The organism is Pedobacter sp. KH_004 (genome assembly GCF_057840755.1).
This window is the reverse complement of record NZ_CM174519.1, coordinates 228,915-251,638: the sequence shown is the minus strand read 5'-3', so window position 1 is coordinate 251,638 and position 22,724 is coordinate 228,915. Positions and strand designations below refer to the sequence as shown.

General features: G+C 37.6%; 22 protein-coding genes. 11 read left to right on the top strand and 11 right to left on the bottom strand.

The features are described 5' to 3' along the window. Positions 1-59: 59 nt before the first annotated feature. A complete protein-coding gene (locus AC3ITD_RS01100; RefSeq protein ID WP_489363320.1) occupies positions 60-392 on the bottom strand; it encodes a FlgD immunoglobulin-like domain containing protein in 333 nt (110 codons plus the stop codon). Beyond that, the gene (locus AC3ITD_RS01095) at positions 389-1,066 is read right to left on the bottom strand and encodes a lamin tail domain-containing protein (protein WP_489363318.1); all 678 of its coding nucleotides are present in this window, start codon (positions 1,064-1,066) and stop codon (positions 389-391) included. The genes AC3ITD_RS01100 and AC3ITD_RS01095 overlap by 4 nt, the downstream gene beginning before the upstream one ends. Before the next feature lie 49 nt (positions 1,067-1,115). Here AC3ITD_RS01095 and AC3ITD_RS01090 point away from each other — a divergent pair, with 49 nt between their 5' ends. The 6 genes from AC3ITD_RS01090 to AC3ITD_RS01065 all read left to right on the top strand — a co-directional run bounded on the left by AC3ITD_RS01090 (position 1,116) and on the right by AC3ITD_RS01065 (position 7,349). Beyond that, positions 1,116-2,105: an aspartate-semialdehyde dehydrogenase gene (locus AC3ITD_RS01090; RefSeq protein ID WP_056851652.1), complete on the top strand. Its 990-nt coding sequence runs from the start codon at positions 1,116-1,118 to the stop codon at positions 2,103-2,105. An 87-nt stretch (positions 2,106-2,192) separates the two neighbouring features. Next, positions 2,193-3,341, top strand: a complete 1,149-nt coding sequence (locus AC3ITD_RS01085; protein WP_489363315.1) for an ATP-binding protein — start codon at positions 2,193-2,195, stop codon at positions 3,339-3,341. A 9-nt stretch (positions 3,342-3,350) separates the two neighbouring features. Further along, complete coding sequence (dacB, locus tag AC3ITD_RS01080) at positions 3,351-4,757, top strand: D-alanyl-D-alanine carboxypeptidase/D-alanyl-D-alanine endopeptidase (protein ID WP_489363314.1); 1,407 nt, start codon at positions 3,351-3,353, stop codon at positions 4,755-4,757. A 2-nt stretch (positions 4,758-4,759) separates the two neighbouring features. Then, positions 4,760-5,119 carry a hypothetical protein gene (locus AC3ITD_RS01075; RefSeq protein ID WP_489363312.1) on the top strand — a complete coding sequence of 120 codons (360 nt, stop codon included), beginning with the start codon at positions 4,760-4,762 and terminating at the stop codon, positions 5,117-5,119. A 37-nt stretch (positions 5,120-5,156) separates the two neighbouring features. Further along, positions 5,157-6,281 carry an alpha/beta hydrolase-fold protein gene (locus AC3ITD_RS01070; RefSeq protein ID WP_489363310.1) on the top strand — a complete coding sequence of 375 codons (1,125 nt, stop codon included), beginning with the start codon at positions 5,157-5,159 and terminating at the stop codon, positions 6,279-6,281. A gap of 66 nt (positions 6,282-6,347) precedes the next feature. Continuing rightward, on the top strand, positions 6,348-7,349 hold the full coding sequence (locus AC3ITD_RS01065; protein ID WP_489363308.1) for an FAD:protein FMN transferase: 1,002 nt from the start codon (positions 6,348-6,350) through the stop codon (positions 7,347-7,349). 294 nt (positions 7,350-7,643) lie between these two features. On the opposite strand, the gene AC3ITD_RS01060 is transcribed toward AC3ITD_RS01065, so the two are convergent. The 5 genes from AC3ITD_RS01060 to AC3ITD_RS01040 form a co-directional block, all read right to left on the bottom strand. Next, positions 7,644-8,186, bottom strand: coding sequence for a transposase (locus tag AC3ITD_RS01060; protein WP_489363306.1), 543 nt, complete (start codon positions 8,184-8,186; stop codon positions 7,644-7,646). 40 nt (positions 8,187-8,226) lie between these two features. After that, a complete protein-coding gene (locus tag AC3ITD_RS01055) occupies positions 8,227-8,793 on the bottom strand; it encodes a transposase (RefSeq protein ID WP_489363304.1) in 567 nt (188 codons plus the stop codon). Between the two features lie 890 nt (positions 8,794-9,683). Further along, the gene (locus tag AC3ITD_RS01050) at positions 9,684-11,873 is read right to left on the bottom strand and encodes a PepSY domain-containing protein (RefSeq protein WP_489363302.1); all 2,190 of its coding nucleotides are present in this window, start codon (positions 11,871-11,873) and stop codon (positions 9,684-9,686) included. 11 nt (positions 11,874-11,884) lie between these two features. Then, complete coding sequence (locus AC3ITD_RS01045; RefSeq protein ID WP_489363300.1) at positions 11,885-12,370, bottom strand: DUF2271 domain-containing protein; 486 nt, start codon at positions 12,368-12,370, stop codon at positions 11,885-11,887. Positions 12,371-12,374: 4 nt separating this feature from the next. Next, complete coding sequence (locus tag AC3ITD_RS01040) at positions 12,375-13,847, bottom strand: ankyrin repeat domain-containing protein (protein WP_489363298.1); 1,473 nt, start codon at positions 13,845-13,847, stop codon at positions 12,375-12,377. 238 nt (positions 13,848-14,085) lie between these two features. Here AC3ITD_RS01040 and AC3ITD_RS01035 point away from each other — a divergent pair, with 238 nt between their 5' ends. Beyond that, on the top strand, positions 14,086-14,679 hold the full coding sequence (locus AC3ITD_RS01035) for a dihydrofolate reductase family protein (RefSeq protein ID WP_489363296.1): 594 nt from the start codon (positions 14,086-14,088) through the stop codon (positions 14,677-14,679). A 23-nt stretch (positions 14,680-14,702) separates the two neighbouring features. On the opposite strand, the gene AC3ITD_RS01030 is transcribed toward AC3ITD_RS01035, so the two are convergent. Beyond that, entirely contained in the window at positions 14,703-15,389 is a 687-nt protein-coding gene (locus AC3ITD_RS01030) for an arylesterase (RefSeq protein WP_265798170.1), read from the bottom strand. A 95-nt stretch (positions 15,390-15,484) separates the two neighbouring features. On the opposite strand from AC3ITD_RS01030, the gene AC3ITD_RS01025 reads away from it, so the two are divergent. Together AC3ITD_RS01025 and AC3ITD_RS01020 are read left to right on the top strand one after the other, a co-directional pair. Then, positions 15,485-16,174 carry an ABC transporter ATP-binding protein gene (locus tag AC3ITD_RS01025; RefSeq protein WP_265798169.1) on the top strand — a complete coding sequence of 230 codons (690 nt, stop codon included), beginning with the start codon at positions 15,485-15,487 and terminating at the stop codon, positions 16,172-16,174. Continuing rightward, positions 16,167-18,701, top strand: a complete 2,535-nt coding sequence (locus AC3ITD_RS01020; RefSeq protein WP_489363293.1) for an ABC transporter permease — start codon at positions 16,167-16,169, stop codon at positions 18,699-18,701. Before AC3ITD_RS01025 ends, AC3ITD_RS01020 begins: the two co-directional genes overlap by 8 nt. Before the next feature lie 261 nt (positions 18,702-18,962). Here AC3ITD_RS01020 and hxlA read toward each other — a convergent pair whose 3' ends face one another. Together hxlA and hxlB are read right to left on the bottom strand one after the other, a co-directional pair. Beyond that, positions 18,963-19,595 (bottom strand): 3-hexulose-6-phosphate synthase, encoded by a 633-nt coding sequence (gene hxlA, locus AC3ITD_RS01015; protein ID WP_489363291.1) that lies wholly within the window; start codon positions 19,593-19,595, stop codon positions 18,963-18,965. A gap of 29 nt (positions 19,596-19,624) precedes the next feature. Next, entirely contained in the window at positions 19,625-20,257 is a 633-nt protein-coding gene (gene hxlB / locus AC3ITD_RS01010) for a 6-phospho-3-hexuloisomerase (protein WP_265798166.1), read from the bottom strand. A 204-nt stretch (positions 20,258-20,461) separates the two neighbouring features. Between hxlB and AC3ITD_RS01005 the strand changes: the two genes are divergently transcribed. Continuing rightward, positions 20,462-21,325, top strand: coding sequence for an AraC family transcriptional regulator (locus tag AC3ITD_RS01005; RefSeq protein WP_489363289.1), 864 nt, complete (start codon positions 20,462-20,464; stop codon positions 21,323-21,325). An 89-nt stretch (positions 21,326-21,414) separates the two neighbouring features. Next, a complete protein-coding gene (locus AC3ITD_RS01000; protein ID WP_489363287.1) occupies positions 21,415-21,957 on the top strand; it encodes a lipocalin family protein in 543 nt (180 codons plus the stop codon). A 23-nt stretch (positions 21,958-21,980) separates the two neighbouring features. Here AC3ITD_RS01000 and surE read toward each other — a convergent pair whose 3' ends face one another. Continuing rightward, positions 21,981-22,721, bottom strand: coding sequence for a 5'/3'-nucleotidase SurE (gene surE, locus AC3ITD_RS00995; protein WP_265798162.1), 741 nt, complete (start codon positions 22,719-22,721; stop codon positions 21,981-21,983). Positions 22,722-22,724: the final 3 nt, after the last annotated feature.

Sequence of the window (22,724 nt, the reverse complement as noted above, 5' to 3'; positions counted from 1 at the left end):
CAGAACATTGAGCTATTGACATTTTGGGATAACAGAAAAGATCCTAAAAAACGACCGCTTTAATCCAGCTTCCGGGCCAATACACACGTATTTTTGATCCGTTTCGTATTTCCATTTAAATCGAAAATCTCAAACAAAATAACGTAGATGCCCACAGCGGCTTTCTCCCCGTTCTCTCCTACTCCATCCCAGGTTAAATTCCCATTTGTACCAATGGTTTGGTTTTTTAGTAATTGCCTCACTAATTTTCCTTTATCATTGTAAATGTTAACCGTAGCTAAACTTTCGTTCGCAGCAAGTTGATATTGGAGTATCATCAAATCCTCAAAGTTATCGCCATCAGGTGAAAAAGTTTTAGATATAAAGCGAGCGAAATTTTCATCGTCAGTCAATTCTTGAGAATTCCTATAAGTTGGTGTGGCGAAACCCGAGTAGCCGCTGCTGATTTAAAATTACCCGCTTCGTTTGCGCCGGCATTAAATGAAACACGCCCCAGAGAAATCCCGTCTCCATCCTGAATTAAAGGATGATGAGTTTTCGAATTGTAGTCCAACCGATCTAGCACCTGATTATTGCTCAATAAAATGACCACTCCTTTATCATTGTTAAATGCGGGCAAACTACTAATCTGCACAAATTGATTTGGAAACTTTGTTTGGTAATTTATCTTGATATTCACTTGATTGGTGGTAACTACCCAATAACTTCCTGGCGCTATCATCAGCTTTGCCGAAGAGACATTTTTAATGCTTGCAGGTTCCCCAGCAGCATTTGCGTTTGCCAGCTGTAATTCCATCAAATCAATTCCGTGATCAGAATTATTGTATATCTCAACAAAATCAACTCCTCCCAATCTCGGATTAAATAAAATTTCAGAAATCAGAATATCGCCTTTGCTGATAATATCAAATGGATTTCTCTGTTTAATACTTATAAGGGTTTTCTTGGCGAACGTTGGGATGGAAAACGTGTCATTGCCTATAAATTCCGTAGAAAATATAGGACTTAGAAGATCAACCGTAAATTTAAAGAATAACAATAGGAATATAAGCGTAATTTTTACCATATTTGGGCTTATATCAAATGTTTAATAAATATAATAATTAAAATCTAAAATGAAAGTAGCAGTTGTAGGTGCAACCGGATTGGTTGGTACCGTTATGTTAAAAGTATTGGAGGAGAGAAATTTCCCTTTAACAGAGTTAATTCCCGTGGCATCAGAAAAGAGTGTTGGTAAGGAGATTACTTTTAAGGGTAAGAAGTTCCCAATCGTTAGCATGGACACTGCAATTGGCATGAGACCAGATATCGCTCTTTTCTCTGCCGGAGGTAATACTTCATTAGAGCATGCACCTCGTTTCAAAGAAGCTGGAACAACCGTTATCGATAACTCTTCGGCATGGAGAATGGACCCTGCGGTTAAATTAATCGTTCCGGAGGTTAATGCGCACGAGCTTTCTATCGACAATAAAATTATTGCTAATCCAAACTGTTCTACCATTCAAATGGTAGTGGTTTTAAAACCATTGCACGATAAATACAAAATTAAACGTGTGGTGGTTTCTACATATCAATCGGTTACCGGAACGGGCGTTAAAGCTGTTGAACAATTAATGAATGAGCGCAAAGGCATTGACGGCCCGAAAGCTTATCCTTATGAAATCGATTTAAATGTGCTTCCTCATATCGACGTTTTCATGGAGAATGGTTATACCAAAGAAGAAATGAAAATGGTGAAGGAAACCAATAAAATCATGAGCGATAACAACATTAAAGTTACGGCGACAACTGTTCGTATTCCGGTAATGGGCGGTCACTCAGAATCGGTTAACATCGAATTTGAAAACGATTTCGATTTAGCTGAAGTGCGTAGTATTTTAGAAAAATCACCTGGTATTATCGTTGTTGATGATGTAGCAAACTTAAAATACCCAATGCCAAAAGATGCACATGAGAAAGATGAGGTTTTTGTTGGTCGTATTCGTAGAGATGAATCAGCGCCGAAAGCTTTAAACCTTTGGATTGTTGCAGATAATTTGCGCAAAGGTGCTGCAACCAACGCAGTTCAAATTGCAGAGTACTTAATTCAAAAAGAATTAGTTTAAAAATAAACTCCTTCCTTGAACTTGTTTCAAAGTCTTATTTATAAGGTGCTGGAATAAGTTCAGCATAACAACTATATAAAAAGCGATGTGAATAAACACATCGCTTTTTTAAAAGAAAAAGTTATCGTAATTCAGTTATTAAATCAAAGTTTTTTTAAAGGAAAAGCCATTATTTTAACTGGTGCAAGGCAAGTAGGTAAAACAACCTTATTAAAAGAATTAGTTAAAGAAACTGGATTACCATCTATTTTTTTAAATTGCGATGAGGCCGAAGTTCGTAATACACTAGAAAACACAAGCTTTGAAAGACTTAAATCGATTATCGGGAATAATAAAATAATTTTTATTGATGAGGCACAAAGAGTAGGTGGGATTGGATTGACTTTAAAAATAATAGTTGATAATTTCATTGATATACAGTTACTGGTAACGGGTTCGTCTTCATTGGAACTAGCTACGGGAATAAAAGAACCGCTTACAGGCAGGAAATTTGAGTACAACCTCTTCTCTTTTTCAATATCAGAATTGGCGAATAACAAAAATTTATTAGCTGAAGAACAGGCTTTGGAAAAGAGATTGATTTATGGCAGTTATCCTGATGCCATCAACTATCCTGGTGAAGAAAAAGAACTGTTATTGAATTTAACAAACAACTATTTATTTAAGGATATTTTATCATTAACCAGCATCCGAAAACCGCTACAGTTAGAAAAATTGGTTCAGGCGTTGGCTTTACAGATGGGAAATGAAGTTTCTTACCAAGAACTTGGGCAAATTATCGATGCAGATAAACAAACGGTAGAAAAGTATATCGATTTGTTAGAACAATGCTTTATAATTTTTAAGCTTACAGCTTTCAGCAAAAATCTTCCAAACGAGATAAAAAAGAGCAGAAAAATATATTTTTATGATAATGGAATCCGAAATGCTATAATCCAAAATTTTAGCCCATTGCGATTAAGACAGGATACAGGAGCACTATTTGAAAATTATATTATATCAGAATACATAAAAAGGAATAACAACAAAAGAAAATTTGCTAAATATTATTTCTGGAGAAGTTTTCAGCAACAAGAAATAGATTTGATTGAAGAAGTTGACGGAGGTATCAATGCAATGGAAAGTAAATGGAACGAAAACAAAAAAGTTAAATTTCCAACTACTTTTACAGATGCTTATTCTATAAACACAACAGCTGTTATTAATAAAAAAAACTATTCGAGCTTTTTAATGTAAATATTTACAATGAAGATATTTAAACTAACCATAATCTTAATTGCGCTATCTTTTCAATCTTTTGCCCAAAACAAAATTCAAAACCTCGAAAAAGCTTTCAATAATTTATTAGCAGATGAGCAGGCGAAACATGCCATCCTATCACTCTGTGTGTTAGATGCTAATAGCGGCAAAACACTGTTTGCAAAGAATGAGCAAATTGGTTTGGCTACTGCATCAACATTGAAAACGATTACCGCAGCCACCGCTTTTAGTATTTTAGGCAAAGACTTCCAATTTCAAACTACCTTAGCCTACACTGGAAACATCACAAGTGATGGCACTTTAAAAGGAAATCTTGTGATTATAGGAAGTGGCGATCCCACGCTTGGCTCCTGGCGTTATCAAAATAAAGAAAATGCAGTTTTAACACAATGGGTTGCTGCTGTCAAAGCTGCAGGAATTAAAAAAATTGAAGGTTCGATTATTGGTGATGATAGAGTTTTCGGAACACAAACTACGCCAGAAGGCTGGGTTTGGCAAGATATAGGAAACTATTACGGCGCAGGCACTTCAGGTTTATCCTGGAGAGAAAATCAGTTCGACATTCATTTACGTCCGGGCGCTAGCACAGCTGATGAAGCTAAAGTAATTAAAACTGTACCTGAAACGCCCTATATTAAGTTGGTAAATGAGTTGAAAACCGGTGCTTCTGGAACTGGTGATCGAAGTTATGCCTTTCTGCCGCCATACAGCAATGTAGCTTATTTACGTGGTAGTTGGGGAATGGGTATTGGCAAATCCGGTATCTCTGTTGCCACACCTGATCCCGCCTTTGATTGTGCTTATCGGTTACAGGACACCTTGAAGAAATTGGGAATTTCAACAAGTTTGGACGCTACAACAGCAAGGCTCCTCGCTTTAAATAATCAGCCTATTTCCTCTCTAAGCCAAAAAATAAGCACCATTAGTTCACCAGCGTTGAGCGAAATCAGTTATTGGTTTTTAAAGAAAAGCATCAATTTATACGGCGAAACTTTGCTGAAAACAATTGCCGTAAAATCAGGAAAGCCAGCGACAACCGCCAAAGGTGCAGAAACAGAAATTAATTATTGGGCAGCAAAAGGAATCGATAAAACAGCTTTGAACATCATCGATGGTAGCGGACTTTCTCCTGGCGATAGAGTAACTACCTCGGCAATGGCCAACATTCTATTCCAGATTCAAAAAGAAAGCTGGTTTACCGATTTTCATAAAGGTTTACCAGAATACAATGGCATGAAAATAAAAAGTGGAACAATAAATGATGTTTCTGCTTTTGCAGGCTATCATACCGATACTGCCGGAAATAAATATGTAATTGTGATTAATATCAACAACTACAGTGGAAGTGGAATTAACAAAAAACTTTTCAATGTTTTAAACCAACTAAAATAATTATGCCCTATTTTATCAAAAACCTTCAAACTGTAGATGGATTGATCTCAAATTTGTACGGAAATATCTCTGTTGAGGAAATGACGAAAACAATTGTTTACCATTTAGAACAACAAGGATATAAAGTACAAGACCAAGGTTTTGGTAATTTAATTTTAGAGAAAGGCAGCAGATTACAACGCATTTTGCTGGGAGCGTTTGTAAAATATTTTAAATTCAGCGTGAGCATGACACCTGCGGAAAAAAATGAACTAGTGGTTAATATTTTTCAGCAAACTAGCGGTATGTCGGGTGGTTTAATAGGGATGAATCAAGTTAAAACTGAATTGGCCAGGTTAAACTTCGTTTTCGCCAATCTTTAAATTTTAGTTTTCAATTGATTACACCACCAAACTTATTATGACTGGAAGGCTATTCATCATTATTCTGCTCTTACCGGTCACTTCAATCGCACAGGTTAAGGTATTGCTAAATGTTAGTGTTCCTCAGAAAACACAACATACGCTCTTCATTGCTGGCAGTTTTAACGACTGGAATCCAAAAAGTGAAGCTTCCATTTTAAAGGAAAAAGGTAGTCTTACTTATGTAATCGAGTTAAATTTGCCAAAAGGAAATCATGAGTTTAAAATTACCCGAGGAAGCTGGGATAAAACTGAATGCCAAAAAAATGGCACATCAGTAGCAAACAGAATTTTAAATTTGAATGTTGATACTGTAATGGATATAGAGATTGCAAATTGGTCGGATAATTTTAAGCAGGTTAAAGAAAAATACCATTTCGGCGACCATGTTCATCTTGTCGATTCTGCTTTTTACATGCCACAGTTGAATAAACATCGCCAGATTTGGATCTATTTGCCTAAAGGCTATTCTAAGTCTGACAAGCGTTATCCTGTAATTTATATGCAGGACGGTCAGAATTTATTTCATGCCAATCCGCCAAGAGCCGATGAATGGGCAGTTGATTCGATCATGGACAGCCTAATTCGTGAAGGATCAAAAGAAATGATCGTTGTAGGAATAGATCATGGGGGCAAGGATAGGCTAAAAGAATACAATCCTTACGACAGTCAATACGGCAAAGGCGAAGGAAAAGAATATGTTTCCTTTTTAGTGGAAACATTAAAGCCTCACATCGACTCGAACTACCGAACACTGAAAGATTTTGCAAACACTTCAATAGCCGGCAGCTCAATGGGTGGCTTAATTTCCATGTACGCCATTGCACGGTATCCAAAAACATTTGGTTCGGCTGGAGTTTTTAGTCCGGCGTTTTGGTTAGCCCCGCAAATTTATACAGAAGTGACTACTAAATTGAATGGCTTAAAAGGCAAGAAGATATTTTTTGTTGCTGGAGATAAAGAAGGAGCTACGATGGTTCAGAACACGAAAAAGATGTATGATATCTTGAACTCCGAAGAAAAGAATCATAATATTGTTTTTTTGGGGAAAGAAGATGGAAAGCATACCGAATGGTTTTGGCATCGTGAGTTTGTCCCTTTTTATCAATTCATAGCAAAATAATAGTTCAGATCAGATATTATAGCTTTCTAATTTTCAGTAACTCTTTACTATTTAAATATCATATCATTGAAAAGCAGCTTTATCATTTTCTTGGTCCTCTTCCAATTTACAGCATCAGCGCAAGTATTAAAGAAACGAACCACCTTGTTGATGGGTAGTAAGTTCGAAATTACGATTGTAGCTAAAGATGCCCTAACCGCCACACAAAACATTGATAGTGTGATCGCAGAAATCAGCCGCATTGAATACTTAATTTCAGACTGGAAACCAGAAACACAAATTTCGAAAGTAAATAGAAATGCGGGAATAAAACCTGTAGAAGTTGACAAGGAAGTTTTTGATCTCACCAAAAGAGCGCTTAACCTTTCAAAAATAACAAACGGTGCATTTGATATTAGTTTTGCAGCCATGGATAGGATTTGGAAATTTGATGGATCGATGACAGTCATGCCTGATGATGAAACTGTAAAAAAATCGGTTGAAAAAGTAGGTTATGAAAACATTATTCTTGATAGTTTAAATTCGACAATCTTTTTAAAATTAAAAGGGATGAAAATTGGTTTTGGAGCATTGGGTGAAGGCTACGCTGCAGATCGATGTAGAAATATGATGCTTGCGAAAGGGATAAAGGCAGGCATTGTAAATGGATCTGGCGACATGAGTACCTGGGGGAAACCACCTAAAGCAAAACATTGGGTAATAGGAATTACCAATCCATTTAATAAAGACAGTCTTTTCGCGGTAGTGCCACTAAAAAGTGCTGCCGTGGTCACCTCAGGAAGCTATGAAAAATTTGTGGTGTTCAATGGAAAACGCTATTCTCATATCATCAATCCTGTTACAGGCTACCCAGCCACAGGTTTAACGAGCGTAACCGTGTTTGGACCCGATGCTGAATTTGCCAATGGTTTTAGTACCTCGATGATGGTTCTAGGGAAAGATAAAGCACTCAAACTGATCAAAGCCTATCCGAATTACAGTTGTATAATGTTCGGTGATGATGGAAAGGTTTATCATTCCGAAAATATCAGTGAGAAATTGCTTAAGAAGTGGAAGAAGGGAATATAGGCATTGGAAGTAACCAGGTTTTCCGCATTTTTGCGGAGATTAGCTGAGGGTTAATTCATTTCATAAAAATTAGTGTTTCGGTATGTGAGGACACAGAACCAGGCGTTTGAAGGGAATATAAATTAAGACATCTGGAAATCATTAGGCTTTCGCATTTTTTCGGAGCCTAGCTGAGGGTTAATTTATTTCATTAACCTATATTGAGGACTTTTCTTCCATTGTCTGTGTCCCCACAGACCATTACTGATTTGTTAGTGTTTCGGTCTGTGAGGACACCAATGCTATTAACTTAAGCTATTTATATGTCTGATGCGTTCTGTTTTTTCTTTTTTTAAATGTTATTCTAGGAAAGCTTCTGTCCGGTTTTATAGGTATTTTAGATGATGCTATTAGCTTAATAAGAGATTGAATTATATCTTCCGGGTGTTCTGTATTTAGTATTTGAATAATTGCTTTTCTGACAAACCTGTAAGCATTTTGCCAATTGTATTTATATTTTAGTTTTCGTTTCTTGTTCTTATCGATTTTCTGCTGTGCCTGGATACCAAATAAAGCAACCAGATTCATCATGAATACATGGGCTTCAAACTCCTGGAATATTCCATCGGGTTTCCGAGTACCAAACTGTTCTAATTTCATCTTTGGTTTTAATTTCTTAAAACCTTCTTCTACTGGCCATCTCTGCCCATAAAGAGCTTTCATGTTCACTGTGCATACATCATTCATGTCTAATAAAGAGGATACGAGAATTTCGATCTCCCCAGTATTTAACTCGATTTTGGTAACCCTGACCGTAATTGTTTTAGTATCTAACCCATGCTTTAAGCAGGATTCCATTTCTTTTGGACTGGGGTGCCACTCTGTTATAAAATCATTTTCACTCCTGAACTATCCGTTTTGCAAAACAGGACTGCGCACTGCTTATACGAATACAGAAATCCTGTTTGAGTGTGCAAAGTTTTTTGAAAATATGAAAATATCCGAATCCCCGGTCTAAAATAACTACGGATTTACGGGATGGTAGTTCTTCAAGGCATGCATTAAAAAGTGTTCTCTCTACGTTCTCCATCTTTGATATCCTTTTGGAAAGAATTGCGCCACTAAAAACATCATAAAACATAAAAATCTGTGCCAGGCAACTCTTTATACTTTCACCTTTTTGTGAATATATTCCAAAAAAATCTTTTATCTGTCGGGAAGGTGGTAGCCCAACTGTAGAGCCATCACCGGCAATCAATTGATATCCCCTCCAGAGTTGTGATGGATGATATTTGTGATGATCTGCCAGTATCTCGTTGAGATCCTTGAAAAAAGAAAGGGATATTTTATATCGAGCCTTAGAAAAGGCTGCTCCTGTAACCACTTTTGATGATATACCGGGCAAAATTGTAAAAATGTTGTACTCTACAGATTCTTTAAAAAGATTCAATATTGTAGAAACCACAACTGGAAAGCTTAAACTTCGCTTGCGCGTAAAAAAGATTGGCTCTTTAAGATATTGAGAAAAATTATTTTTATCCTGAATGAAATCAAATGTTTTTTTTAGGAGCCACTTTATGTTGCTCCCTTTTGTGATTTGAAGAAATTATACTCATCTTATTACTGTTGTTTTGATATTCAAATATAGTCATAAATATTTGAATATCAAATACTTATAACGATAAGTTAATAGCATTGGTGAGGACACAGACCGAGGCATTAGAGATTAAAATGCCTTTTACAATAGCTGTGCGCATTTTACAAGAAAGATCGTCATTGCAAACCCAAACTTGTATGAGGTTTTCCCCATGGTCTGTGTCCCTACAGGCCATTACATGTTTGTTGGCGTTTCGGTCTGTGAGGACACAGACATAGGCGTTAGAGATTAAAATGCCTTTTACAATAGCTGTTCGCATTTTTCAAGAACGATCGTCATTGCGGAGGAGTTTTTCACCACTGCGGCAATCTTACCATTTACGCCGTAAATCCTGCCACAATTTGCTTAAGAAAAATAAGAAAGAGGCAGCTAAAAGGGTTTAAATCACTAAATCTTAAAACCCTGTCTTCTGGAGAGGGGTGCTAAAATATTTGCCCAACTAATGCTTTCATTTTACCTCACCCCCGCCCTCTCCTTGAGGAGAGGGAGCTTTGGGCGGCTATAGCGTATGCCAAAAAACCCTCCGCCAAAACCCATTTCACACAGCCCAATACGCCATTGCGAACACGGACTTTTGCGAGTGAAGCAATCTTTCTTACCTAAATAGGTTGCTTTACCGAACGGTCTTGACAAGCTGTACCTCAATCACAGAAGCGCTGCTAACCAATGCTTTCTAGAAATATTAATCGAACTCCAGACTAATAACAATCCATTAAAATCTGACCTCGCGATTGATAGTAACTGATACTTTTTTGCTGGTCTTGCTGACATAATTGATCCAACAACTCGATCACATCTTTCTGCATACTTAAAGACCCACAAAGCATAATCACTCCGTTATCTCTTAATGTTTGGCAAACAACCGACTGGTCTTTTAAAAGAAGATCTTTAACATATTGTTTTTCTCCTTCTCTAGAATAGGCTACATGTAGCGAAGTGAGCAAATTGGCTTCTTTATTGATCGCATTTTCGTAAAGTGTAAACGACGCTTTGTTTCTAAAACCACAGTACAGATGAATATCCTGCACTCTTCCTTGCTGATCTATCATACCTAAAAACGGCGCTATACCCGTTCCGTTTGAAACCATGATTACCGTTTTTGCTTTAGCAGGAAAATGAAAATGTGTATTCTTAACAACCGCAGCCCTGAATTTCTCATCGATTTTAAGATCGTGCAAAAAACCCGAGCCTAAACCTCCTTGATGAAGTTTAACGCTTAACTGAACATCTTTATCCATTTTACCAATGGAATATAAACGTTCTCGATGATCGTTTGCCGGGTAAACAGCTAATAAATCACCAGAAGTAAATTTAGTTTTTTTAAGAGGCTTTAAGCGGATAATGAATGAAGTATCCTCATGGCTTGAAACTGTTTTATCTACTACTTGAAACTCCTGCGTTTTCGCAGGTTTTGGGGCAAGCAATTTATCAAGAGCACTTAGCTCGATATGAGAAGTCTGTGCCCATAAGTTTGCCCATCGCATAAAATCCTCTGGCGACCGATCGTTTACGGTATGGATTTCGAGCAAGGGTTTTGCCCAATCTTCATGCGCTAAAGCATTGTTAACTTCGTAACCAAACTTGCAAAAATCAGGGTAGGCTTGAGAACCAAAGGCAACTACCGAAAAATCGACAATTGATAATTGTTTATGCTTTTTGAGGAGCGATTTAAACTTCGACGCATTTGTCGGTGCATCTCCCTGACCATAAGTTGCCGCAAAAATTAAAATATGCTCGGCTTTTGGATAAACTTTGTAATCATTAAGTTCGGCCATGAAGGCACTTTTCCCATTCTTTAAAAGCTGTTGTTGAATGGCATTGGCAAAACGAAAGGTACTGCCGTTTTCAGAGCCAACCAGTAAAATATATTCTGCCTGATCGAACTTGTATTTGTTTTTGATACCATTACGGCTGCGTTTCCACCAAATTACAAAACCCGAATAAATAAAAAACAAGATATTTGCCGATGCAATGGCTAAAAAAATCGCCCAAATGGCACTTCCCCTACCCGTATGTAAATCCATACTGAGGTTATTAAAAATGGTGGCTTTGGAGTAAGGTTGTTGGGTAATAATTTCTCCGGTGATTTGATTCACGGTAATTTCCCGGTCGCTAAGTTTAAGCGTAAAGTAATCCTCTACATCTTCAGAAAAGGGAAACTCTATTGATTGTAAATCGCTTAATGGGATATTTTTGAAAACCTCAAAATCGCTAACCGATTTGGCAGGATTAGTTTTCAATGCATCGAAATCAATTTTGTGCGTTATTTTTTCTTCCTTAATAATTCCAAATCGTTGTAATGAAAGGTAGGTACCAGATAGCGAAATGATGATGATTGGAATTAACAGTAATCGCCCTAAAACAACATGATAATATTGTGCAAATCCATCTTTAACAATCTTTCCGAAAAATTTCTTTAGGCTGCGTTGGCGCTGAATAATCAAAACTGTACCAGATGTTGCAATAAGAAATAACAGAAAGGCGGTAATACCAACAAAAAGCCTCCCCAATTCATGTAGAAATAACGACCTATGTAAAGTAGTGGTCCACCTAAAAAATTCATTCTCTTTGGCTACTTTACCAAATGATTTGCCAGTTTTAGGATCGACATAAAAGTTTCCAGACTCCTCATTCGAGTCTGTGCCATTTACTTTTACAAATTGATTGGCATCAATGGTTACGTCAGCAATATCCGTATAGGATTTTTGCAATGTCGGGATGAGCTGGGCAACATTAAGCCTATAGAAATCTTTTGATTTATAAGGCTGAATCTTTTCAGCAACAGGCTTAAATGATAGGATGATACCTGTAACAGAGGCAAGTGCAATAAAAAGAAAAGAAGATACAGCTAAAGCAAGATGGCTGTATCTCCATAACGAAATTGTCATTGAATAAGCTTTTAGTTAGGGCTTAGGCGCACGTACCTAATGTAACCCGTTCCTTCAGTTTTAGCGGCCAAACCTTCAGTAGTTAAGGGAATTTCAGCATCTTTAACATAGTATTTATTGTCTTCAACAGCAGTTTCGAAACGCAACTTGTAACCTTTGTTGATTTTGGCGGTTTCAATATCAAAAGTAGTTACACTTCTATCGCCACCCGTTACCGATGCGCCGGTAACAGCACTGATATTTGTCGGCTTACTTTTATAAGCTTTATGCCATTCTTTTAGGTCAGGATACCATTTCTTATCTGATCCCATCACATAAAGTGTTTTTTCGTAAGCGCCTTTTGCATTGATTAGTGATACCGCGATATAAGCACCTTCACCTGTGTAGTTGGTCATTTGAACCATACATTTGTATTTTGTAGTTTTTTGTGCCGATGATAATTTAGGTACGAATAGAATTAAAGTAAAAGCGAGAGACAGTCTATATATGTTATTCATTTTATTATTTCAAAAAGTCGATTGATAATTTATTTTTAGTTAAAAATTCGTTTTCAGTGGCTAAATCGTACGGGGTTTCTTTAAACTCTGTTGCTACATCTTTTTTCGCACCTACAGAAATTAAATATTTCAAAAGCTCGGTATCTTTAGCTGTCATTGCTGCTTTGTGTAAAGCAGTGTAACCTTCTTTATTTTTTACGTTTACGTCTACTTTGTAATCGGCAACCAGTTTTGCTAAAGCCAAATCGTTTTTCGCAACCGCTAAATGATACAAAGTATTGCCATTTGGCTGCACGGCAGCAAGATTAAGACCTTTATCAGTTAATACTTTTAGTTTAGCATTAAAGTCTTCCATACCACGAGGTCCATAAGATTGGAAAAGATAATAAGCCAGGTTATTTCCATCTTTATCGGCACCGTTAATATCAGCACCTTTGCTCAATAGAAGAGTAACTGCCTCTGCAGAATTACCACGAACTGCCATTGCCAATGCAGATACACCTTTTGCATTTACCTGATTAACGTTTTTTACATTTTTGGCTAATAACTCCAAGGTAGCTAAATCTCTATTCCCTCCGGCGGCAGCCATAAAGGCAGTGTTGCCTTCTTTATCTGCTGCATTCACATCCACTCCTTTTGATAGGAAATAGTTGATTACTTCTTCTTGCTTCGGTTTACGAGCTACATACGATAAAGCATTTTCTCCATTGCTTCCGATAACAGTTGGCTTTAATTTAAGGCTTTCCAAATATTGAAAAACGGCTATACCGTTTGAACTTCCTCGCCCGCCTTGTGCGGCCATAATAAACGCATTGTCGTTATATTTTACGCCTTTTGCAATCAATTTGTTCATCAACTCGATGTTACCACTTCTTGCCACATAGTTAAAAGCGGTGTTGCCAGCAGCATCAGTACTGTTTAAGCTTAATCCTTTGCCTACAAAATAATCCGTTAAAGCAAAGTTTTTATCATTGGCGATTCCGATTAATAAAGCATTTGCACCATCATGATTCAAATTGGTTTTTACATCTGCACCGTTTGCAATTAAAAGATCGTAAACTTTAGTATCAGCCTGGCCGCCGCCTGCTGCAAAGGTTAATGGAGTGGCGCCATGACTATCCTGAAGATTAACTTTAGCACCATTTTTTAACAGGTGTTCCATCACTGCCACGTTTCCTCGAGACGCTGCCCAGAACAGATACGTTCTGCTATCATGCGTAATTTTATTCACATCATTACCAGGTTGCGATAAAAGGTATAAAATCGTTTCCGTTGGCGCATTATTGTTAATAGCCAACACAGTAGCATCAAACGACATTGGGTTTAATTGTGAAGGGTTACTGCCTTTTGCAATTTCTGCCTTAATTGTTGCCAAGTCTGTATTTCCTTTCCAAAAAGACTGATCAAAAAAAGTATTTTTCTGAGCCTGTGCAGTAAACGATGCCATCGCAAGAACAGCAATTAGGATTTTTTTCATTTCTAAGCTTAATAGTTTGATTAACAAATTCGATAGCGCTTTGCAGGGCAAAAGAATTTCGGGCTAAGTTACCAAGAATCATTCTAAATAATGCATTTCAGCTCTATTTATTTAAATTAATTATAATTAGTGAAAGGTTTTATGATGTGGTTTCTCCTATTGAAAAATGGAAACTAGCTTCTCTATTTCTAAAATTCTGGCTAAAAATTTGTAATAAGACTTTTATAAACACTTGATAATGAGAAAAATTATTGTTTTATCCATGATTTCGTTAGATGGAGTAATGCAGGCGCCAGGCGGTCCTAACGAAGACAATGCCGGAGGATTTAAACATGGAGGTTGGGTTGCACCTTTCAACGATGAGATCTCTGGCACAGAAATGCAAAAGAATATGGAAGCGTCTGATATTCTTTTGGGCCGAAAAACCTTTGATATTTTTGCTGGCTATTGGCCAGAGCGAGAACAAGGTTGGCCAGGAATTAACGATGTCAACAAATATGTTTTGTCATCAACCTTAAAACAATCCACTTGGAAAAACACCACTTTCCTGACCAATCTGGAAGATATCAAACAGCTTAAAAACACTAATGGTGGCGATGTAAAGGTTTGGGGGAGCAGTAAACTTGTTCAATTATTGTTAGCGCACAACTTGGTTGATGAATTTATTATGATGGTCCATCCGGTTATATTAGGTAAGGGTAAACGACTATTTAATGATGAAGCAATCGCGGCTTCATTTGAATTAATAGAAAGTGTTACCAGCAAAAAAGGGGTGATATTTGCCAAGTATAAAAGATTTGGCGAAGTTAAAACTGGAACTGTTTCAGATTAACAATGTTGACATCTGGGTTTTCACTACAAAAGGGGTTTCAACACCACCCAAACGTTTTCAGCTAAAATCTTGTCTCCTTCTGCCGTTGGGTGAATTCCGTCCTCCTGATTTAATTTTGGGATTCCACCGACTTTATCTAACAAAAAAGGAATAAGCGCCATATTATTTTTCTTGGCTAAATCGGGAAATATATTTTTGAAATCATTTGCGTATCTGGCGCCCATACTTGGTGGCATTTGCATACCGGCTAACACCATTTTAACATTTGGATACTTCGCTTTAACGGCATCAATAATATCCTGAAGATTTTTAGTGGTTTGTTTTACAGGCAACCCTCTTAAACCATCATTGGCACCCAATTCCAACACAAATATATCAATGGGCTGTTTCAACAACCAATCTATCCTACCTTTTCCTCCTGCAGATGTTTCTCCACTCAACCCGCCATTAATTACGGTATAAGGTAAATTCAAAGAGTCGATTCTATTCTGAATCAACGCAGGAAAAGCCTCAGTTGGGTCAAGACCATATCCAGCAGTTAAACTGGTGCCGAAAAAAAGGATGGTTTTCTTTTGACTAGCGCTTGCCACTTGCTTTTGGTCAGCCGAATCTAAAGTTTTTTCTTCATTTCCGGTACGGTTATTATTTCCGCAGGAAGCGAATAGGATAGCCAAAACAAATAAACCAATAAAGCGTTTTCGTAACATCATATCTAATTTTTTCTCTAAGTAAAAACCACTATCTTAACAGGCAATGCCGGGGTTATGTTTGGTAAAGCATAGGTACAAAACTTTAATTCAAAAATTTGGAAAATATTTTAAACATTCGAAAAGTAAGTAAAATTTATAAAAACGCTGGAAGAGACCTTACTGTATTAGATCAGATTAATTTCTCTATCGATGCAGGTTCAACAGTTGCCATTACTGGACCTTCCGGAAGCGGCAAGACTACACTTTTAGGTTTATGTGCCGGACTAGACCGGGCGAGTAGCGGAACCGTTGAACTAAATGGTATTGCGCTCGAAAAGCTAAATGAAGATGAACGAGCTGCCATTCGAAACCAATATGTAGGTTTTATTTTCCAAAATTTCCAGCTTTTGCCAACATTAACGGCATTAGAAAATGTAATGGTGCCTATGGAATTGAGAGGCGCTAAAAATATTAAAGCCCAAGCCATGGAACTACTTGAAAAAGTAGGTTTGGCCGATCGTTCGCACCACTATCCTATTCAATTATCGGGTGGAGAACAGCAACGTGTATCGCTGGCCAGGGCTTTTTCTAATAAACCTGCAATTCTTTTTGCTGATGAACCTACCGGCAACCTCGATGCAGAGACCAGCGAAAAGGTAATTAAATTGCTTTTTGATCTGAATAAAGATTTCGGTACAACTTTGGTAATTGTAACCCACGATTTAGAACTTGCCGCCCGAACCAGCAGAACCATAAAAATTAAAGGTGGAGTAATTATTTCTGATGAAAACTCAACTTATGCCTAATCATATCCCCAAACAAAGCATCAGTTTTTTATGGCTTTTCAAAATGGCCTGGCGAGACAGCCGAAAAAACCGATCAAGGCTGTTATTGTTTATCTCCTCCATTGTTTTAGGGATCGCTGCTTTGGTTGCGGTGTATTCCTTTAAAGATAATTTGCAACGCGATATTGATGCTCAAGCAAAAGAACTCACTGGTGCCGACTTAGTGCTCGACAGTAGAAAAGGAGTAAGTAAGGCGATGCAGAAGGTTATCGATAGTTTAGGCGATGAACAATCCCAGGAAAAAACTTTCGCTTCGATGATCTATTTTGAAAACGGCGGTGGCAGCAGGTTGGTTCAAATGAAAGCCTTGGAAGGGAATTATCCTTATTATGGATCAATTGAAACCCAGCCGGCAAGTGCGGCAAAACATTTTCAAGAAGATAGAACGGCTTTAGTAGATCAAACACTGATGATGCAGTTTAACACTAAAGTTGGCGACTCTGTTCAAATTGGCGATTTAAAATTTAAAATTTTAGGATCATTAATTAAAGCGCCTGGACAGAATGGGATTGCGGCAAGCGTAGCACCAATCGTCTATTTGCCGTTAATATATTTAGAAAAAACCAATTTGATAAAAACGGGCAGTAGAATTAATAATAAATTTTATTTCCGTTACGATGATCCATCGGGTGTGGATGAATGGGTAAAAAAGAATGAGGTTAAACTTGAGAGGGAAGGTTTTGATGCCGATACAGTTGAATCTCGGAAAGAACAAACCGGCCGATCTTTCAAAGATGTAAATCGCTTTCTTGCGCTTTCAGGTTTTATCGCATTGTTACTTGGTTGCGTAGGTGTTGGAAGCGCCATTCATGTATATATTCAGGAAAAACTGAGCGCCATTGCCACTTTGCGCTGTTTGGGGCTAAAATCGCGACACGCATTTTTCATTTATCTTATCCAAATATTTTTTATTGGCTTAATTGCCGCTACCATCGGTGTTATTCTAGGTACTGGGATTCAATTTTTATTACCATTGGTATTAAAAGATTTTCTTCCCGTTGAAATTACAATGCAGATCTCCTGGTCTGCGGTTGGTCAAGGCCTAATGCTTGGATTAATTATTTCAGTGTTGTTTGCTTTGCCTTCACTCCTATCAGTCAGGAAAATATCCCCGCTCAATGCTATCCGTTTATCTTTCGAAAAAACACGTAGCAAAAGTGACCTTTTAACCTGGTTGGTTTATTTGTTAATGGCTGCATTTGTGGTCGGTTTTACCCATTTGCAAATGAAAACCTGGGTACAAACTTTGGCTTTTACGGTAAGCATTGGCGTTGCCTTTATTTTGCTGATTATCCTTTCCAGGTTATTAATGTTTTTAGTGAAAACGCTACTTCCAAAATCATCGAATTACTTATGGCGACAAGGTTTTGCTAATTTATACCGACCTAATAACCAAACCTTAATGCTTACCGTTTCTATTGGCTTATCCACTGCTTTTATCGGTACGTTGTTTTTTGTTCAGGGAATTTTAATGAGTCGGGTTACGCTTTCATCTGGCAGTAATCAACCTAACATGGTGATGTTCGATATCCAGAAAACACAAAAAGAGAGAATCGATAGCTTAACTCAAGCCTTTAAATTGCCATTGATGAACCAAGTACCCGTGGTTACGATGCGGATTGAAGAAATCAACGGAAAAAAAGCCAGTGCAGATACCAATAATCGAAGGGCATACCGGAATGAAATCAGGGCGACTTATCAAGATAGCTTAACCGCGGCCGAGAAAATTGTTAAGGGCAATTGGGTTGGTAAAGTGAAGCCTAAAGAAACCATTTATATATCTCTGGATCAGCGATACGCTGATCAAATTAATGTGGGTTTAGATGATAAAATTCTCTTCAACGTACAGGGAATGATGATCCCAACGGTTGTGAGAAGCTTAAGGGAGGTAAATTGGAGTCGGATGCAAACCAATTTCAGGGTTGTTTTCCCTGCTGGGGTACTAGAGGAAGCGCCACAGTTCCATGTACTCATGACCCGCGTACCTACAAGTGAACTATCAGCTAAATTTCAGGGTGAAGTGGTTAAAAACTTCCCGAATGTATCGGTAATTGATTTAGATCTAATTTTAAAATTACTGGATGAAATTCTCAATAAGATCGGATTTGTTATCCAGTTTATGGCAGGTTTTAGCATGGTAACTGGCTGGATTGTTTTGGTATCAGCGGTACTTACAAGCAAAAATCAAAGATTAAAAGAAAGTATTTTATTGAGAACGCTTGGCGCAAGCAGAAAGCAGATTTTAGCCATAAACGCTATTGAATATTTCTTTTTAGGAGCCTTTGCAGCGGGGGCTGGTTTAATTCTGGCTATCGGCGGAAGTTGGGCTTTAGCTAAATTCAGCTTTGAGGCTTTTTTCATTCCTCCCTTTTGGGCAACATTAGGACTTTTCGGATCAGTTGTTTTTATTGTGGTAATTACTGGGGTGTTAAGCACAAGAAGCATTTTAAATCAACCACCGCTTAAGATATTAAGAACAGAAGGATAATCAAAGGAACTTATAAATACAGGGATATTGCAAATACAATTATCCAGATAATACTGAAGACACTACCGACATATACGACTTGCATATGTTTTTTCAAGTTTTTTTTAATCAACCCAGCATAGATTAACCATCCAATAAACAGAGCAAAATAAAAAGGTACGAGGAAAAACAGCATATCTAAAAAGTAAAGTGATATTCAAATATACAAAAAGAGGTTGGTATTTTGCCAACCTCTAAATTGAGTACGATTAATTGTAGTAATTAAGCAGCATCAATTGCTTCACGAAGTGCTTTTGCTGCAGCAGCAGGATCTTCAGCACCATAGATAGCAGCACCTGCAACCACCACCTTTACGCCAGCTTTAACTACTGCTGTTACGTTTTCAATGTTTACACCACCAGCAATTGAAACTGGAACGCCCACTCTGGTCGCCTCATCAATTAAAACCTGAATAGAATAACCGGCTGTCCACTGCTCGTCTAAACCAGCATGTAGTTCTACAAATTCTACACCAAGTTCCGTTACTTCCTGTGCTCTTGTCACTCTATCAGGATAGCCGATGGTGTCTACAACAACACCCTTTCCATGTGCTTTTGCAGCTTTTACTGCGCCTATAATAGTTGCATTACCAGCTGCGCCCATTACGGTTACTAAATCAGCTCCAGCTTTAAAAGCGATATCAGCTTCCAGTTCTCCTGCATCAGCAGTTTTCAGATCAGCAAAAACCAGTTTATCTGGATGGGCATTTTTCATCGCAGTGATTACGCTTGATCCAATATTTTTGATTAAAGGTGTACCCAACTCTATAATATCGACATAGGGTGCAACTTTCGCCGCTAAAGCCAATGCCTCTTCTGTTGTTAATAAATCGATTGCTACTTGTAATTTTGCCATGATTTGTTTTATAAATGATAAATATGATTTTATTCTAAATTTGAATGGTTCTTCCAAAGCACCTCTGCAGGCTTATTGCTTAATTTCCAAAGCGATTGGAAAATAGCATCGTTAAGCAATAGAATAAATTGCTCGAAAAGACTGCCTGCATACTGGCTGGAAATTTTCTTGCTATGATCCTGCTTTTCTGCTGCAGGAACAATTACGGGATGAGTTGCCAACTCGGCCAATTTCGATGTTGCGTTTGTAGTTATGGCCACCAGCTTCGCCCCTGCTTGAATCGATTTTTCTGCTGATCTGACAATGGTTTCAGTCGTGCCTGATCCTGACGCAGCTATCAATAAATCGCCTTTTTTGATGGCGGGCGTAGTGGTATCTCCGACATAATAAACGCTAAAACCCAAGTGCATCAGGCGCATGGCTGCTGCTCGCATTGCAAAACCCGAACGACCAGCCGCAGTAATGAAGATATGATTGGCCTGTTGAATCTGATAAATAAAAGGGATGATTTGCTCAAGCTCCAGCCGTTTAGCTAGATTTGAATTCTCTTCTATAATCTGGTTCAAATTGGTTTGTAAACTCCATACCAGCTGCTGATTATCTACCGTATCCAATACCGTTTTATCTTTTTCCATCTCTTCCATTAATGTCTTAACTTCCATACACAATGATTAATTCGTTGGTCAAAGGTAGATTTGACAGCTGCGTATATGGTTATACTATCAGCCACTATTATGGGACAATCAGGAAATTTAATCGTTTAAAAGTCATATATACTCAACCATAACTATAAAGTTTCCGAATATTCCTCCTTAATTATCATATTGTCCAACTGCAAAGAAATTAAGTGTTTAACTTTGATGGTGATGAACACAGCAAGCGATTTCAATCTGGAAAAATCAGTTATTTACATTAGAAATTTAAATAACTGCCCACCGAGCTACCTTAACGATCCAAGCCGCAGAGAATTTTTCGAAATCGTATGGTTGAAGAATGAGAATGCTTTACATGCCTTATCGCCTCATTCGGAAATTGACAGCAAGGGCGACTGGATTTATCTTATCCCACCCTATCGAGTTCATCAACTTAACAAAGCAGGGAAGAATGGCGAATTGATATCTTTCAAACGATCTGTGCTTGAGGGAGAGGATAAAGAATTTTTGTTAGATCTGTTTAAAATATTCAATGTTCAAGGAGAATTTTCCTGCCTTAGGCTTGATGGAGAAACCGCGAAGGAGTTAGTCTCCATTTATAGCCTGATAGAGAATGAATATCACAAACCAGAAAATAACTTAATCATCATAAAGGCATTACTTAAAGTTTTTATTTTAAAATTAGTACAAGTCAAAGAGCACGATTTTACCAGCCAGGATATCAACCAGAAAAGAGTTTATGAATTTTTGATGTTGCTGGAGAGCAATTATCAACAAATTAGGAACACAGATTTTTACGCTGGTAAAATTGGAATTAGTTCGAAGCGCTTAAATCAAATTTTGAAAGATAAGCTGAACAAAACAGGCATGCAAATTATTCATGACCGTATTATTTTGGAAGCGAAAAGGAAAATCATCCATAGCGAACTTACCATTAAAGAAATATCTTATGATCTTGGCTTTTCCGATCGGCCTTATTTTAGCAGATTTTTCAAAAAACAAACCAACCAAACCCCCGAAGAATTTCAAAAACAAGCTAAAAACCATATCGAATCGAAATTTAACACTTTGATTTAGTTCAGCGTTAGGTTATCATTATGTTAAATATCGGTCTATCAAAAAACCTTTTTGCTAAACAGCTGTTCAATTAATCTAAAAAGATACACATGAACACTAAGCTAAGAAATGCAATATTACTAGCCACTTTAGGCGTGATCATTATTAGTTATGCAAGTTGCAGTGTTTCTATTCCGCCAGGCGCTAAGGCCGTTAAACCTTTTCAAAAAGATAAATATTTAGGTAGGTGGTACGAAATTGCCAGAATGGATTTTAAGTTTGAAAAAGATTTAAATAATGTAACGGCAACCTATTCGCTTAATGATGATGGCACGATTAAAGTTGATAATAAAGGCTACAACTACATTAAAAAAGAGTGGAAGGAAAGTATAGGGAAAGCTAAATTTGTAAACGAAAATGATGAAGCAAGATTAAAAGTTTCCTTCTTCGGCCCATTTTATGCAGGCTACAATGTAATTGAAATCGATAAAGATTACCAATATGCTTTAGTTGTAGGAAATAACTTGGATTACCTTTGGCTTTTATCGCGAACTAAAACGATTCCCGAAAACATCAAACAAGCTTATTTGAAAAAAGCACAGGGTTTAGGTTATCAAACTGCAGATTTAGTTTGGACAAAGCATGATCAATAGTCGACTATCAATCATGCCCGTTTTTAGTGGTTTACCTCAATAACATCTAATTTACCAGATAGTTCGCCTTCGTTGGTTAAATCCAACCGTAAAGGCGTGATGGATACAAAATCATGCTCTACAGCCCAGCGATCTGTGTTTTCATCAGCTGGCTCAAGAGGCGTTACCGTAATCCAGAAATGCTTTCTACCCATCGGATCTTCACCTGGAACCACTTGTCCATCATAAAGTCTGACAGATTGCCTGGTCCATTTAATATCTACCGGTTTTGGCGGGAAATTTACATTGTAAAGCCTCAAATCATCGTTTTGCAACAGAATTTGAAGTGTTTGCTCTACAAAAGGATCAATTTCAATAAAATCAGGTTCAGTTTTACCAACTGGCGTACTTAACGCAATTCCTTTAATACCTAAAAGCACTGCTTGCTTAGCGGCGGCTAAAGTACCCGAATGCCACATGGAGTTACCCAAATTTGGGCCCATATTAATCCCCGATAGCACCACATTTGTATCAGGAAACATGTGCAGGCCCAAAGCAACACAATCGGCAGGAGTTCCATTTACACGAAAGGCATCAACGTTTTCGAATGTTATTGGTGATGATTTGATGGATAAGGGCCGCGAGTGTGTAATGGCATGCCCCATTGATGATTGTTCTACATCGGGAGCTACAATCCTTACTGTGCCGAAGCGCTGCGCAATTTTTGCTAAAGCTGCAATCCCCGGACTATAGATACCGTCGTCGTTTGTGATGAGAATATTCATGAT

Coding starts and splice junctions, on each gene's coding strand:
- AC3ITD_RS01095 (WP_489363318.1), bottom strand. CDS start 1,066: ATGGTAAAAATTACGCTTATATTCCTATTGTTATTCTTTAAATTTACG.
- AC3ITD_RS01090 (WP_056851652.1), top strand. CDS start 1,116: ATGAAAGTAGCAGTTGTAGGTGCAACCGGATTGGTTGGTACCGTTATG.
- dacB (WP_489363314.1), top strand. CDS start 3,351: ATGAAGATATTTAAACTAACCATAATCTTAATTGCGCTATCTTTTCAA.
- AC3ITD_RS01075 (WP_489363312.1), top strand. CDS start 4,760: ATGCCCTATTTTATCAAAAACCTTCAAACTGTAGATGGATTGATCTCA.
- AC3ITD_RS01070 (WP_489363310.1), top strand. CDS start 5,157: ATGACTGGAAGGCTATTCATCATTATTCTGCTCTTACCGGTCACTTCA.
- AC3ITD_RS01060 (WP_489363306.1), bottom strand. CDS start 8,186: ATGGAATCCTGCTTAAAGCATGGGTTAGATACTAAAACAATTACGGTC.
- AC3ITD_RS01050 (WP_489363302.1), bottom strand. CDS start 11,873: ATGACAATTTCGTTATGGAGATACAGCCATCTTGCTTTAGCTGTATCT.
- AC3ITD_RS01045 (WP_489363300.1), bottom strand. CDS start 12,370: ATGAATAACATATATAGACTGTCTCTCGCTTTTACTTTAATTCTATTC.
- AC3ITD_RS01040 (WP_489363298.1), bottom strand. CDS start 13,847: ATGAAAAAAATCCTAATTGCTGTTCTTGCGATGGCATCGTTTACTGCA.
- AC3ITD_RS01035 (WP_489363296.1), top strand. CDS start 14,086: ATGAGAAAAATTATTGTTTTATCCATGATTTCGTTAGATGGAGTAATG.
- AC3ITD_RS01030 (WP_265798170.1), bottom strand. CDS start 15,389: ATGATGTTACGAAAACGCTTTATTGGTTTATTTGTTTTGGCTATCCTA.
- AC3ITD_RS01020 (WP_489363293.1), top strand. CDS start 16,167: ATGCCTAATCATATCCCCAAACAAAGCATCAGTTTTTTATGGCTTTTC.
- hxlA (WP_489363291.1), bottom strand. CDS start 19,595: ATGGCAAAATTACAAGTAGCAATCGATTTATTAACAACAGAAGAGGCA.
- hxlB (WP_265798166.1), bottom strand. CDS start 20,257: ATGGAAGTTAAGACATTAATGGAAGAGATGGAAAAAGATAAAACGGTA.
- AC3ITD_RS01005 (WP_489363289.1), top strand. CDS start 20,462: ATGAACACAGCAAGCGATTTCAATCTGGAAAAATCAGTTATTTACATT.
- AC3ITD_RS01000 (WP_489363287.1), top strand. CDS start 21,415: ATGAACACTAAGCTAAGAAATGCAATATTACTAGCCACTTTAGGCGTG.
- surE (WP_265798162.1), bottom strand. CDS start 22,721: ATGAATATTCTCATCACAAACGACGACGGTATCTATAGTCCGGGGATT.